The following is a 13,752-nucleotide window of genomic DNA, read 5'->3' as shown; positions in this document are numbered from 1 at the left end:
GGCCGAGAACATCCGCCCGCTGTAGTTCTTCTGCCACGGCACCCGCCCGGCAGCGAGGGGCCCGCACCGCGTACACGCCCGGTGCGGGCCCCTCGGCATGTGCGGGGCGGAGCCCCTGCCCCGTCCCTTCCGGTCCGCATCGGCCGCAGGAGCCGTGCCGCAGGTCCTCCGTCCCCTCCCGGCCCGTCGCTCATTCGGCCCGTTCTCGTGGTCTCCTCCGGTGCCCCGCGCCAGGGGGTCTTCCTGGCGACGCGCCCTCTCGGGAAGGTCCCTGCATGAATCGCTCCAGTCGCTCCTCGTACCAGAACTCCGGCCGAGCGGTCGCCGACGGACGTTCCAGACACCGGGCCGCCGGTCAGGGCCACCCTGCGCAGGTCGAGTTCGCGGTGCCGGTGGGCACCACTCCTGCACTGCCGCCCGTGGAGTCCTTCGACGCACTGGACATGCCGCGCCAGCTGTTGTCCGTACTGAAACGCCAGGGCCTCGTCAGGCCGTTCCCGATCCAGGCGGCGACGCTGCCGAACGCGCTGGCCGGCCGCGACGTGCTCGGCCGCGGACGGACGGGTTCGGGCAAGACCCTCGCGTTCGGACTCGCAGTGCTGGCCCGCACTGCAAGGCGGAAGGCCGATCCGCGCCGCCCTCTGGCGCTCGTCCTGGTCCCCACCCGTGACCTCGCGCAGCAGGTCACCGAGGCCCTCACCCCGTACGCCCGCGCGGTACGGCTGCGGATGGCGACCGTGGTGGGCGGGTTGCCGATCGGCCGCCAGGCCCACCAGCTCCGCCGGGGCGCCGATGTCGTCGTGGCCACTCCCGGTCGGCTCGCGGACCTCGTCGGCCGCGGTGACTGCCTGCTCGACGACGTTGCCGTCTCGGTGCTGGACGAGGCCGACCAGATGGCCGACATGGGCTTCCTGCCCCAGGTCACCGAATTGCTGGAACAGGTGGCCCCGGGCGGCCAGACCCTGCTGTTCTCCGCCACCCTGGACCGCAACGTCGACCGTCTGGTCCAGCGCTTCCTCACCGACCCGGCCGCACACTCGGTCGACCCGTCCGCCGCCGCGGTCACCACGATGGAGCACCACGTGCTGCACGTTCAGCACTCCGACAAGAACGCCACGATCGCGCACATCGCCTCCCGTGACGGAGGGGTGATCATGTTCATCGACACCAAGCACGGTGCGGACCGCCTGGTCGACGACCTGCTCACGCAGGGGGTCAGAGCCGCAGCCCTGCACGGCGGCAAGTCCCAGCCCCAGCGTGCCCGCACGCTGGAGCAGTTCCGGGCCGGCCAGGTCACCGCGCTGATCGCGACCAACGTCGCCGCCCGCGGCATCCACGTCGACGGGCTCGACCTGGTCGTCAACCTGGAGCCACCCACGGACCACAAGGACTACCTGCACCGGGGCGGCCGCACCGCCCGGGCCGGCGAGTCCGGCACCGTCGTCACGCTGGTGCTGCCCAACCAGCGCCGTCGGATGGCGCGCACGATGACGACGGCGGGCCTCGTCCCCGTCACGACCGCGGTGCTGGCCGGCGGCCAGGAGCTGGCCCGCATCACCGGCGCCCGCGTGCCCACCGGCATCCCCACGGTGATCCCGGACCCCGTCGTCGAGCGGCCGCGCCGCAACCCGCCACGACCGCACACCGGATCCCCAGGCCGCCCGCGGCGAACTGCGTGAGCACCACCGCCGAAGACGACCCCGGCGCCGCCCGGAGAGACCAAGGAGTCCGCCCATGACCGGCGCCCCCGAGAGCCCCGCGACCCCCACCGTCGGCGATCTCATGAGCCCCCCGGCGCTGCAGATCGGCGACGACGTCACGGTCGACACCGCGCTGGACATCCTGCAGAGCTCCGGCGCCGACCACCTCCTGGTCCACGACGAGGACGGCCGCTGCACAGGGCTGCTGACCCGCCTGCACCTGGCACCCTTCCAGGTCCGGTCCTGGTACACCGAGCGCACCCCGGTACGCGACGTCCCACTCGACCGGGCGCCCTTCGCCACCGCCGACATGCACGCGGCCGCCGCGGCTGCCGCCATGCGCTCCCGCGAGCTGGACATGTGGCCGGTGGTGGACCACGACGGCCACACCGTAGGCCTGCTCACCCTGCCGGACGGTCTCCGCCGCGTCCGGGTCCACGGGCATGGCACGGATCGTCCTGCTACGGCGTAACAGCGCTCAACGCCGCCCGCCCGACCAAAAATCGCCGCCGGGCGGCGGCGTCCGGGGCGCGGATGCCTGCGTCGAGATCACGGCACCGGGCCACGGACCGTGCTGGATCAGCAGGCCCTCTCCGGGCGTGGAGCCGTGAGGCAGTCACCGGCGCTCGCCCCCGTCAGGTGTCCACGGGTCCCGATCCGGACCCAGCGCCGCTGGCGCCCTGTGTCCCAGGAGCGCGCAGCAAGTGCCGGGCAAGGCGTTCGGCGGACTCAAGCAGCTGCTGGCGGTCGGCCCGAACGGGGGTGGAGCAGACGACCTCGGGCGGGCCGACCGCCCTGCTGCGGGCACGGTCTACGGCCCGCGGACCCGGCGGTGCCGATGGTCCTGATCACGCCGAGCGCCGGGGTGCACCAGGGTTGCGGAGATCACCGGCGCCAGGGACCTGTCCCTGTCTGCGCCACGACCGAGGACGCCGCCCGGCACGGGCAGGATGCGGCCGCATCCGGCGCGTAGACAGGGCCGGGTCGGGCAGACGCCTGATTCGGAGAAAACCTCGCCACGACCGGAAGCCGTCATGTGCCCCTCTCCCCACCCCGTCGTATCCGACCGGCGCCGACTGGACTTCCTTCCCGGCGGAGAGGCGGACTGCGTGAGCGAGGGCCTGGACTTCACCCGCACCGCCCTCGCCGACTGGCACCTGACAACCGCCGCCGGCCAGGCGGCCGCCGACGCCGCCCTCGTCGCCGCCGAACTCCTCGCCAACGCCGCCGACCACGCCGGCCGGCCCCTGGCCCTCCGGCTCCAACGGTCTCCGGGACGGCTACGGATCGCCGTCACCGACCCCAGCCCGACCCCGCCGCGGCTGGTGGAACCGCACCAGCCGCAGACGCCGCACGGGCACGGCCTGGTCGTCGTCGACCGGATCACCGCCGGCTGGGGTTGCACTCCCGACGGTGACGGCAAGACCGTCTGGGCCGACCTCCCCCTGCCTGGCCCGGATCCCGGTCCCACCGCCGCACCGGATCCTCAACGAGCGCGTCAAGCCGCCCTGGCGGACCCCGACCCGCACCTCGACACCTGACCTGTCCGGCGCACCTCGATCGATCACCCGCGGACACCGGCCGGCGTGCGGTCCAACCGGCCGGCCACGGCCCGCACCCAAGATGCCGCCGTCACACCCGTGGCCGGACGCCGAAACCCACGGCGCGCGCACGAACAGGGGCCCCGCCGACGGCTACCGGCGTCCCTGTTCTCCCGGCCTCGCCACGACGCCGGCCCCGTGCACCATCGCCCGCCGGGGCACCCCGACCGAGCGCACCAGGATCCTCGCCGATCCCCTTGCAGTCGTACACGGCAGGCCGCCCGTTGGCACCCTGGCAAACATGCAGGAGACACGCCCTGCAGGGCGGCTCAGCAAAAGATCAGCATCGATCCGACTACACCCTGCCGCACGAGTCCGAACGCGGGAGTCGGTTCGGCTGGGACCGGCGCCTCCCTCCGATCGGAAAGAGCACTGATCACCCCCCGGCTCCCGGCAGGAGAGACACCTTGAACGGTCCGATCGACGACGTCTTCCGCTTGCGCCTCGAACGCCGTTCCAGCAGGTCACCGCTCACGCCCTCGGGGCTTCAGGGGGATCGGGGGCAGCTCCGGAGCCCGCAGACGATCGCCGTCGTAGCCGTGCACCTCGCCGAAGTGGGTGCCGGTCTCCCAGTCCTGGCGCCTGTGCGATCTCCTCCCCGGACCGGCCGGCGAAGTTCCGCGACAACTTCGCCGGCCCGCTGACGAAACGGGTGCTGAGCTTCGCCTCCCGCTTCGAGGAGTTCGTCGACACCCTCACCTTCTCGGTCGTGGGCAGCCTCGTACCGCTGCTCTCCGGCTCCGTGGTGCTGTGGCGCTACGACCCCCTCCTCGTCGTCGGACTGCTCGCGATGATCGCCCTGACCGCCGTCGGCGTGGCACCGCTCGTCCGCCGCCGCCAGGCGCTGGTCGACCGGCGCGAGGAGGCGATCGCCCGGGTGTCCGGCCACGTCGCCGACAGCCTGATGAACATGGACACCGTCCGGGCGTTCGCGGCCGAGGCGGGCGAGGCCGCCGAGCACCGCTCCCGCGTCGCGGAGTCCCACCGCCTCGCGCTCCGCTCGTGGGACTACGGCAACCTGCGCATCGACACACTGGTCGCCCCCGTGTCGGTGCTGACCAACGCGCTCGGCCTCGTGCTGGCGGTGAGCCTCGGCGACGGCCGGCACGGCGTGGAGGCGGTGGTCGTCGCCTTCGCCTACTACACCAACGCGACGCGGATCATGTTCGAGTTCAACCAGATCTACCGCCGGCTGGAGAGCTCCCTGACGGAGGCCGCCCAGTTCACCGCACTCCTGCCGACACCGCCCACCGTCCTCGACCCCCGGCACCGGAGCCGCTGCGCCGCCGGAGCGCGGACATCCGGTTCGAGCGGGTGGACTTCGCCCACGCGGGCGCGGCCCCGGTCTTCCGCGGCCTCGACCTCGCGGTGCCCGGCGGGGCGAAGTTCGGCCTGGTCGGCCGGTCCGGCGGCGGGAAGACCACCCTCACCCGGCTGCTGCTGCGGATGACGGACGTCGACGCCGGCCGGATCCTGATCGGCGGCCAGGACATCACCCGGCTCCGCCAGGCCGACCTGCGCAGCCTGATCGCCTACGTGCCGCAGGACCCGGCGATGTTCCACCGGTCGCTGCGGGACAACATCGCCTTCGCCCGGCCGGACGCGAGCGAGGCCGAGATCCGCCGCGCCGCCGAGGCCGCGCACGTCACGGAGTTCACCGACGCGCTGCCGGACGGCTTCGACACCATGGTAGGCGAGCGCGGCATCAAGCTGTCCAGCGGGCAGCGGCAACGCGTCGCCCTCGCCCGGGCGATCCTGCGCGACGCACCGGTCCTGCTGCTCGACGAGGCGGCCAGCGCCCTCGACTCGGAGAGCGAACTCCTCGTCCAGGAGGCCCTGTGGCGGCTCGTGGAGGGACGGACGGCGCTCGTGGTGGCGCACCGCCTGAGCACGGTCGCCACGATGGACCGGCTCGTCGTCCTCGACCGCGGACGGACCGTCGAGCAGGGCACCCACGAGCAGCTGCTCACCGCGGAGGGCGCCTACGCGCAGCTCTGGCAGCACCAGTCGGGCGGCTTCCTCGGCGACACCCCCGCCGGGGCCGAGACGCACTGACCGGTCGTCGCCCCGTACCGACGGGCCGTCGACGACACCGCGGGCCGGGACCGCCTGCTGGAACCGCCGGCCGCCGGCGGTCACCATGGGTGGGTACGCGTTCTCCGGCCGCTGTCGAGGTGCCCACGTGACTGCCGTTCCGAGGCTGGTCCCCGTCTCCCTGCGCGGGTACCGGCGGGCGTGGCTGGGCCGGGACGTGGTCGCCGGGGTGGCGCTGTCGGCGGTCGCGATCCCCGAGGTCATGGGGTACACCTCGATCGCCGGCATGCCCATCGTCACCGGCCTGTACACGCTGATCCTGCCGGCGATCGCCTTCGCCCTGCTGGGCTCGTCGAAGCTGCTCGTCGTCGGCGCGGACTCCGCGACCGCGGCGATCCTCTCCGCCGGACTCCTCGGGCTGGGTGTGGACGGCCTCGTCCCGGGCTCGCCGCAGTGGGTCGGGCTGGCCGGGCTGACCGCCCTGCTGTCGGGCGTGATCCTGGCCGTCGCCCGCCTGCTCCGGCTCGGCTTCCTCGCCGACTTCCTGTCCGCCGCCGTCCTGATCGGGTTCCTGACGGGTGTCGGCGTCCAGGTCTCGACGGCCCAGATCCCCGAACTGCTGGGCATCCCCAAGGGCCGCGGCAACTGGTTCCAGCAGCAGTGGTCCTGGATGTCCCGCCTGGACGAGGTCTCCTGGCGCACCGTCGCCTACGGCGCCGCCACCGTCGTGATCATCCTGGCCTTCAAGCGGTTCCTGCCCCGGTTCCCCGGTTCCGTCGTGGCGGTGGTGCTGCTGATCGCCGTGTCCGCGGCGACGGACGCCTCCGGCCACGGGGTCGCGGTCGTCGGTGCCGTCGAGGGCGGCTTCCCGCCACTCGGCCTGCCGTCCGGGCTGACCCCGGGCGACGCCGCCGCGGTGTTCTCCGTCGCGCTCTCCTGCTTCGTCCTGATCCTGGCCCAGAGCGCGGCCACGGCCCACAGCTTCGCGACCCGCCACGGCGACCGCGTGGACGTCGACCGCGACCTGGTCGGCCTCTCGGTCGCCAACATCGCCGCCGGACTCAGCGGGACCTTCGTCGTCAACGGCTCCCCGACCAAGACGGAGATCCTCGACCAGCAGCGCGGCCGGACCCAGGTCGCCAACCTCACGATGGCGGCCCTCTCGCTGCTCGTCGCGCTGGTCTTCACCGACCTGCTGGCCGACATGCCGCTTGCGACACTGGCCGGGATCGTGTTCCTGGTCGGCCTCGACCTCGTCGACGTGCGCGGCCTCCGGCAGATCCGCACCCGGCGCCGCAACGAGTTCGTCGTGGCCGTCGCCACCGCCTTCGCGGTCTTCGGCATCGGCGTCGAGCAGGGCGTCCTGGTCGCCCTCGCGCTGTCCCTGTTCGAGGTGGTCCGGCGGGAGTACCGGCCCAAGGACTTCGTGGTCGGCGTCACCGGCGAGGGCGTGCCCACCTACACGGTCGCCGAGCCCGGGATCGAGAGCGCCCCGGGCCTGATCGTCTTCCGCTTCAACGCCGAGCTCTTCTACGCGAACGCGAGCCGCTTCGCCGACCAGGTCAGGACACTGGTCGACAACGCGCCCCATCCGGTGCGCTGGCTGGTGCTCGACGCCGCGGGCATCGCCGACGTCGACTACTCCGCCGGGGTGCGCCTCCACAGCCTGCTCGACTTCCTCGACACGCGCGGCGTCACGTTCGTCCTCGCGCGTCCCGACTCGGCCCTGGTGGACACCCTCAAGGTCTACGAGCTGTGGCAGCGGATCCCGCCCGAGAACGTCTTCGGCAACCTGATCGACGCCGTCCGGGCGTTCCCGGGCGGCCCGTCCCCCGACGCACCGCCCGGGTGAGCCCCGGCCCGGTCCTCGCGCACTCCCGGGCCCGGCCGGACGCGCGGCCGGACGCGCGCGCCGGCACTATGACACGTCTCACACGGCGTCGTGACGCTGCGTCATTCGCGCTGTTCGCCGTGGACATGTCCAACTCCCGTGGCCGGATTCGTCAGTAAGCCGTCATTGCCGCCACTCCCCGGCCGGACACAGGCTGTAACGGTGTCTCAGCGACGAGTTGTTGTGGTGGTCTACCCGGGTGCCCAGGCCCTCGACGTCACGGGCCCGATCGAGGTGTTCGACACCGCCAACCGGCGGCGTCCCGGAGAGGAGGGCGGGTACCGGATCGAGATCGTCTCGCCCCGTGCGCCGCGGGTGCGGACCAGCACGGGCATCGTGATCGAGGCCGAGCCGCTCGGGACGGGCGAGGGCCCGATCGACACGCTCGTCGTGCCGGGCGGCTGGAGCCTCCCCGAGGCACTGGCCGACCGGGAGCTGGTGTCCTGGATCGGGCGGGCGGCCGAGCGCTCGCGACGGGTGGTGTCCGTCTGCGGCGGCGCCTTCCTGCTCGCCGAGGCGGGTCTGCTCAACGGCCGGAGGGCCACCACCCACTGGGCGTTCTGCGACGAGCTGGCCCGACGCTACCCGGAGGTGGCCGTCGACCCGGATCCGATCTTCGTCTGGGACGGCACCTACGCGACCTCGGCCGGCGTGGCCAGCGGGATCGACCTGGCCCTCGCCCTGGTCGAGGCCGACCACGGCGCCTCCTTCGCGCTGGAGGTGGCCCGTTTCCTGGTGCTGTTCTTCAAACGGAACGGCGGCCAGTCGCAGTTCAGCACGATCCTGGAGGCCCAGCTGGCCGACCGTCCGCCGATCCGGGCCGCGCAGGAGTGGATCCTGGAGAACCTCGAACAGCCGCTGCCCGTACCCGAGGTGGCCCGGCGCGCCAACATGAGCGTGCGCAACTTCGCCCGGGTGTTCCGGCGCGAGGTCGGCACTCCGCCTGGCCAGTACATCGAGCAGATGCGCATCGCCCGGGCCCGGAAACTGCTGGAGTCCACCGAACTACCGGTCGGCCAGATCGCCCGCCGTTGCGGATTCGCCTCCGCCGAGACCTTCTTCCGTTCCTTCGGCCGGACGCTGGAGCTCACTCCGAACGAGTACCGCCGGCGGTTCCAGGCCCTCGCGCCGGCCGGTCTGGTCCTCGGTGCCGGCCCGGCAGAGAGGAGTGCCACCCCGTGACCACCGACATCCGGGAGACGGCGACCCCGTCCGGGGACGCCGCCGGCGCGGCCGCCGGGGTCCGCGTCGTGGACCATCTGGCGGCCGCTCTGGCCGAGGACGGAGTCCGGCAGGTGTTCGGCGTCGGCGGCGCGAACATCGAGGACCTGTACGACGCCCTGCACCTCCTCGGGGGCCGTCCGCGCACCGTCGTCGCGAAGCACGAGTTCTCGGCCGTCACCATGGCCGACGGGTACGCCCGCACCACCGGGCGGCTCGGCGTCGTCGCAGCCACCTCCGGCGGCGGCGCGATGAACCTGATCCCGGGCCTGGCGGAGGCCTACGCCTCACGCGTCCCGGTGCTGGCCCTCGTCGGGCAGCCACCCACCGCTCTGGACGGGCTCGGCGCCTTCCAGGACACCAGCGGACGGGCCGGATCGCTCGACGCCCACCGGCTGTTCGCGCCGGTCAGCCGCTTCTGCGCCCGGGTCGAGGATCCGCACGCACTGCCGCGACTGCTCGCCGAGGCGATGGCCGCGGCCTGCTCGCACCCGCGCGGGCCCGCGGTGCTCCTGCTGCCCAAGGACGTCCAGCAGGCCACCCTGACACCCCGCGGGGCGGCACCGCCCACCCCGGTACCCGAACCGCGCACCCCGGCCGTGCGGCTGGACCGCGCGACGGAGCGGCTGCGCGCCGCCACCCGGGTGCTGGTGATCGCCGGCGAGGGCGTCGCCGCGGCCGGGGCGAAGCAGGAACTCGCCGACCTGACGGCGAGGTTGGGCGCCTGGGTGGCGGTCACCCCGGACGCCAGGGACGTGTTCGACAACAACGACCAGCACTTCGCGGGCGTGGCCGGGGTGATGGGGCATCCGAACGTCCTGGACTGTCTGCGGCGGGCCGAGCTCTGTCTGCTCGTGGGCACCCGCCTGCCGGTGCTGGCCCGCGGCGGGCTGGAGTCGGCCCTGGCCGAGACCCCCGTGATCTGCGTCGATCCCGAGCCGCCGTTCGTCCCGGCCGTCCCCGGACTCCATCTCTCCGGCGGTCTGCGTGACACCCTGCGGCAACTGGCCTCCCGGCTCGCCGCCGGCGTCCGTCCCGCCCCCGGGCACGCCGGTCCGGTTCCGCTGGCGCCCCCGCCTCCCGGCGCCGGAGGCCTCTCCCACGCCGCGGCGGTGGCCGCGGTGGCGGACGCCCTTCCGCCGGACGCCCACGTCTTCGTGGACGCCGGGAACACCGGAGCCAGCGCGATCCACCGGCTCCGGGCGACGCGGCGGGGGCGGTTCGTGGTGGCCGTCGGCATGGGCGGCATGGGGTACGCCTTCGGCGCCGGCATCGGGGCGGCACTCGCCACCGGGCAGCGCAGCTACGTGCTCGCCGGGGACGGAGCGTTCTTCATGCACGGCATGGAGGTGCACACCGCGCTCGAGTACGGCGCTCCCGTCACCTTCGTGATCCTCAACAACAACGCCCACGCCATGTGTGCCACCCGCGAGCAGCTGTTCCTGGGTGCCCCGAACCCGGCCAACCTCTTCCTCCCCTCGGACATCGCCGCCGGTGCGGCAGGCATGTTCCCCACCCTGGCCGTGCACCGGGCCGCCACCGGACCGCAGCTGCGGCAGGCACTGCTGCGCGGCAACGCGACGAGCGGTCCGGCCCTGGTGGCCGTGGACGTCGACCCCGCGGAGATCCCCCCGTTCCTTCCCTTCCTGACCGCAGCCGGCACCCTGCCGGCCGACCACGAGGAGAGCGCTCATGAACGCCGCACCGTCCACACCGGCTGAGCCGTCCGGCCCGACCGGGGTGTCCGGCCCGACCGGCGTGCCCGGTCTGACCACGGTGGAGAACACCGCACCGGCCGTCCTGGCGGCCCGCTGTGCGGAACTGACCCGCCCGGCCCATCCGCACCAGGAGGTCTACGGGCAGTACTGCACGATCCACGAGTACGTCGACTGCCCGCCGGACGACGCGTACTCCTACCTGCGCCAGGGGCACCACCTGGAGGAGTGGACGTTCAGCCTGCGGAACTTCGAGCCCGCCGGCACCCCCGGCCTGTGGGTCGGGAACGACCTGCTGGAGGCCGGGACCAGGATCTACTGCCGGGTGGAGTCCAACGCCGAGGCCCGGACGGTGGACTTCCACTGTGCCTGGGACCAGGGCGAGCAGCTCTGGATGATCTACCTGATGCGGGTCGTGCCCGCCGAACCGGTGCTGGGGCGGCCCGGTTCCGTCATCACCTGGACCAACTGCCGGCACCCGCACTACGACGCCAACCCGCGCCCCGAGCTCGCCCCTGGCCCGGACCGGGCCTGGGTGGGCGCGTACTGGGACCTCTTCTACGCGGGGCACACGATCGAGATGGCCAACCTCAAGGCGATCCTGGAGCACCGCTCCCACAACTCCCTGCCGGTGAGCGTGCCGCCGCGTTCGGCGGTCGCCGCTGCCGGCCGGGGGTCGAAGTGAAGACCGTCAGCCTCACCGACGTCTCCGGCCACCTGCCCGGGGAGCCGGTTCCCGCCTCGTACTACACCGACCACCCGGGGGCGGAGGACAGGCTCAGGGACAGCCCGATGTTCCGCGTCCCGGCGCTGCGGCACCACGTGACCGGGGAGAGCAACGTGGACCTGGTGGAGCAGGCCGTCCAGCCGCTGATCGAGCGCCACGGCCGGGCCGAGATCCGGGCGGTGGACGTCCTGCTGGTGCACAGTCAGTTGCCGGACAGCCCGTTCGTCGGGGCCGGCACCGAGGTCGCGCGCCGGCTCGGCCTGAACCCGTCCTGGCTGATCGACGTGGCCAACGCGGGCTGCGCCTCCTTCGTCCACATGCTGGAGCTGGCCGGGCAGATCCTCCGCACCACCGAGGCGAGGACGGCGCTGATCTGCAACGCACAGACCGCCGCCGGGCAGCTCTTCACCCAGTCCGAGGTGCGACGGCTCGCCCAGGCCGCGATCCCCGGGGACGGCTGCGGCGTCGGCTACCTCACCACGTCGGCGGCCTCGCCGGTGCTGGCCGTGGCCGGCCGCCACATCGGCGCCCACGGTGGGGACATGACGGCCGTCCTGGAGGACGGCCGGCGCTACTGGGAACCGGGGCGGTCCCAGCTGCGGATCGGCTTCACCGAGGAGAGCGTCAGTACCGTCCTCGAACGCGGCAACCGCCTGGTGCCCGACCTGGTCTCCGAGGTCTGCGCGCGGATCGGCGTCCCCACCGCGGAGATCGACGCACTGGTGACCAACCAGCCCAACCGTGTGTTCCTGGAGAACTGGCGGCGTTCGCTGGGACTTCCGCCAGACCGGCATCCCGACACCTTCGACCGGTGCGGCAACCTCTTCGGCGCCGCCATCCCCGTCACCCTGGACCGGGCGCGGCGGTCCGGTCGGGTGAAGGACGGCGACCTGGTGGTGCTGGGCGGCTTCGCGCACGCCGGCGACTACGCGGGTGCGGCAGCCGTTCGCTGGGGCGCCGGTGGCGGGTGAGCGCCCGCTCGCCGAACCGGGCCAGACCGCCTAGGACATCGCACGGTGGCGTCCGGCGGCGACCCGACCCGCCCCGCCCACCCGGTGCCCCGTGCGCACCCGCCGGCGTCCGGCGAGCGGTCGCCGTCGGCGTCACTCCGGTCAGGGGTGCCGCGGTCCGTCCAGGAGCAGTCCGTCCAGGAGCAGGTCGATCAGCCGTCGGGGATCGTACTGCGGGTCTCCGCCGCCGATGCACAGGTTGCCGATGCCGCGCATCAGTTCGTACGGCCGGGTGCCGGCCCCGATCTCGCCCGACGCGACCGCGGCGTCGAGCAGGTGCCCGCAGACCGGTAGCAGGCGGTCGAGGAAGTGGCTGTGCAGTGCGGCGAAGCCGCTGCTGTCGGACTGCATCGCGTCGGCCAGTCCGTGCTTGGTGACCAGGAAGTCGACGAAGAGGTCGATCCACTGCCGCAGTGCGGCGAACGGGGAGTCGGCGCGGGCCAGCAGCTCCGGGCCCGCCTCCGCGCACTCCTCGATCTGGTGGCGGTAGACGGCCGTGACGAGATCGGCCCGGGTCGGGAAGTGCCGGTAGATCGTGCCCGTCCCCACACCCGCCCTGGCCGCGATCCGGCGGATCGGCGCGTCCACCCCGGAGGCCACGAACTCCTCGGCGGCGGCCGCGAGCAGCGCCTGCTGGTTGCGCAGCGCGTCGGCCCGCTTCCCGCGGGCGGGCGCCCTCTCCGTGGGGCTCTCTGCGGACACGGCTCTCCTCCTCGGGCACCCGTTGACAAAACGGAACGATGTTCCGGATAGTAAACGGGACAGCGTTCCGCTTCAGGCTAGCCGAAGCGGGCGCAGCCGGCCATCACCCGTGCCCGCCGCCGCCCGACCAGGTCGTCGGCCGCGGCACCCACCGCCGCAGGAGACCCCGCCATGAGCACACCCACCCGCACACCCCGCGTCCCCGTCCTGTCGTACAGCCCGCTCGTCCTGCCCGTTCCCGGACGCCCCGTGGACCTCGAGGTACGCGTCTCCGCCCCCGCCTCCGGAACCGGCCTGCCCGTCGTCCTGCTCTCCCACGGCCACGGCCCCTCGAACAACCTCTCCTCGCTGAACGGCTACGCCCCGCTCGCCCACGCGTGGGCCGCTCAGGGGTTCGTCGTCGTCCAGCCCACCCACCTCACCTCCCGGACGCTGAGCCACCTGGTTGCCGACGCCCCCGGTGCGCCGGACTTCTGGCGCTCCCGCGCCGAGGACATGAGCCGCATCCTCGACCGGCTCGACGTGGTCGAGCGCACCGTGCCGCAGCTCGCGGGGCGGATCGACCGCACCGAGATCGCCGTCGCGGGACACTCGCTCGGCGGGTTCACCGCGGCCCTCCTGCTGGGTGCCGGACTCACCGACCCCGGCACCGGGAAGGTGGTGCACCTGGCCGAGCCGCGGATCAAGGCGGGCGTCCTGCTCGCCGCACCCGGCCGGGGCGGCGACGCCTTCAACGGGCCCATGGCCGGGCAGTGGCCGATCGTCGGCGCCGTCGACTTCTCCACCATGACCGCCCCCGCCCTGGTCGTCGCGGGAGACGAGGACGACTCCCGGCACTTCACCGACATGGGCCCGGACTGGCACGCCGACCCCTACACCCTCGCCCCCGGTCCCAAGTCCCTGCTCACCCTGTTCGGGGCGGAGCACGGACTCGGCGGGATCGCCGGATACGACGCCGCCGAGACCACCGACGAGAACCCCGGACGGGTCGCCGCCCTCGCGCGGCTCACCGCCGCCTACCTCCGCAGCCGGCTCCACCCCGGCGACCCGGCCTGGCAGACCACCTGCGATGCGCTGGCGGCCGACCCCGACCCGGTCGGACGGGTCGAGGCCAAGTAGCCCGCCGGGGCTGAACGGACGGACCCCGCGCG

Annotated in this window: 10 protein-coding genes and 2 pseudogenes; 10 read left to right on the top strand and 2 right to left on the bottom strand. The window is 73.4% G+C overall.

Annotated features, from left to right (window positions below; genetic code table 11):
- Positions 1 to 275 precede the first annotated feature (275 nt).
- The 3 genes from IE98_RS0137360 (at position 276) to IE98_RS45450 (ending at position 3,241) form a co-directional block, all read left to right on the top strand.
- The gene (locus tag IE98_RS0137360) at positions 276 to 1,679 is read left to right on the top strand and encodes a DEAD/DEAH box helicase (RefSeq protein WP_052391482.1); all 1,404 of its coding nucleotides are present in this window, start codon (positions 276 to 278) and stop codon (positions 1,677 to 1,679) included.
- Positions 1,680 to 1,734: 55 nt separating this feature from the next.
- Positions 1,735 to 2,172 carry an HPP family protein gene (locus tag IE98_RS0137355; RefSeq protein WP_052391481.1) on the top strand — a complete coding sequence of 146 codons (438 nt, stop codon included), beginning with the start codon at positions 1,735 to 1,737 and terminating at the stop codon, positions 2,170 to 2,172.
- Positions 2,173 to 2,809: 637 nt separating this feature from the next.
- Positions 2,810 to 3,241 carry an ATP-binding protein gene (locus IE98_RS45450; protein WP_052391480.1) on the top strand — a complete coding sequence of 144 codons (432 nt, stop codon included), beginning with the start codon at positions 2,810 to 2,812 and terminating at the stop codon, positions 3,239 to 3,241.
- Between the two features lie 524 nt (positions 3,242 to 3,765).
- Here IE98_RS45450 and IE98_RS47255 read toward each other — a convergent pair.
- Positions 3,766 to 3,919, bottom strand: a pseudogene (locus tag IE98_RS47255) (pirin family protein); the annotation flags it as partial.
- Between IE98_RS47255 and IE98_RS43700 the strand changes: the two are divergent.
- The 6 genes and pseudogenes from IE98_RS43700 to IE98_RS0137320 all read left to right on the top strand — a co-directional run.
- Positions 3,912 to 5,356: pseudogene (locus IE98_RS43700) on the top strand (ABC transporter ATP-binding protein); the annotation flags it as partial. The pseudogenes IE98_RS47255 and IE98_RS43700 overlap by 8 nt on opposite strands.
- Before the next feature lie 127 nt (positions 5,357 to 5,483).
- Positions 5,484 to 7,187, top strand: a complete 1,704-nt coding sequence (locus tag IE98_RS0137340) for a SulP family inorganic anion transporter (RefSeq protein ID WP_199923033.1) — start codon at positions 5,484 to 5,486, stop codon at positions 7,185 to 7,187.
- Between the two features lie 201 nt (positions 7,188 to 7,388).
- Positions 7,389 to 8,408 carry a GlxA family transcriptional regulator gene (locus IE98_RS0137335; protein WP_199923032.1) on the top strand — a complete coding sequence of 340 codons (1,020 nt, stop codon included), beginning with the start codon at positions 7,389 to 7,391 and terminating at the stop codon, positions 8,406 to 8,408.
- On the top strand, positions 8,405 to 10,168 hold the full coding sequence (locus IE98_RS0137330; protein ID WP_234443832.1) for a thiamine pyrophosphate-binding protein: 1,764 nt from the start codon (positions 8,405 to 8,407) through the stop codon (positions 10,166 to 10,168). The genes IE98_RS0137335 and IE98_RS0137330 overlap by 4 nt, the downstream gene beginning before the upstream one ends.
- Positions 10,140 to 10,847: an SRPBCC family protein gene (locus IE98_RS0137325; RefSeq protein WP_234443831.1), complete on the top strand. Its 708-nt coding sequence runs from the start codon at positions 10,140 to 10,142 to the stop codon at positions 10,845 to 10,847. The genes IE98_RS0137330 and IE98_RS0137325 overlap by 29 nt, the downstream gene beginning before the upstream one ends.
- The gene (locus tag IE98_RS0137320) at positions 10,844 to 11,860 is read left to right on the top strand and encodes a 3-oxoacyl-ACP synthase III family protein (protein WP_030276569.1); all 1,017 of its coding nucleotides are present in this window, start codon (positions 10,844 to 10,846) and stop codon (positions 11,858 to 11,860) included. The genes IE98_RS0137325 and IE98_RS0137320 overlap by 4 nt, the downstream gene beginning before the upstream one ends.
- A gap of 141 nt (positions 11,861 to 12,001) precedes the next feature.
- Here the strand turns inward: IE98_RS0137320 and IE98_RS0137315 are convergent, their stop codons facing one another.
- On the bottom strand, positions 12,002 to 12,601 hold the full coding sequence (locus IE98_RS0137315; protein ID WP_030276566.1) for a TetR/AcrR family transcriptional regulator: 600 nt from the start codon (positions 12,599 to 12,601) through the stop codon (positions 12,002 to 12,004).
- Positions 12,602 to 12,772: 171 nt separating this feature from the next.
- On the opposite strand from IE98_RS0137315, the gene IE98_RS0137310 reads away from it, so the two are divergent.
- On the top strand, positions 12,773 to 13,720 hold the full coding sequence (locus IE98_RS0137310; protein WP_030276564.1) for an alpha/beta hydrolase family protein: 948 nt from the start codon (positions 12,773 to 12,775) through the stop codon (positions 13,718 to 13,720).
- The last annotated feature ends 32 nt before the right edge of the window (positions 13,721 to 13,752 follow it).

The organism is Streptomyces sp. NRRL B-24484 (assembly GCF_000717715.1).
Lineage (GTDB): Bacteria > Actinomycetota > Actinomycetes > Streptomycetales > Streptomycetaceae > Kitasatospora.
This window is presented reverse-complemented; position numbering and strand designations above follow the sequence as displayed.

Coding starts and splice junctions, on each gene's coding strand:
- IE98_RS0137360 (WP_052391482.1), top strand. CDS start 276: ATGAATCGCTCCAGTCGCTCCTCGTACCAGAACTCCGGCCGAGCGGTC.
- IE98_RS0137355 (WP_052391481.1), top strand. CDS start 1,735: ATGACCGGCGCCCCCGAGAGCCCCGCGACCCCCACCGTCGGCGATCTC.
- IE98_RS0137325 (WP_234443831.1), top strand. CDS start 10,140: ATGAACGCCGCACCGTCCACACCGGCTGAGCCGTCCGGCCCGACCGGG.
- IE98_RS0137310 (WP_030276564.1), top strand. CDS start 12,773: ATGAGCACACCCACCCGCACACCCCGCGTCCCCGTCCTGTCGTACAGC.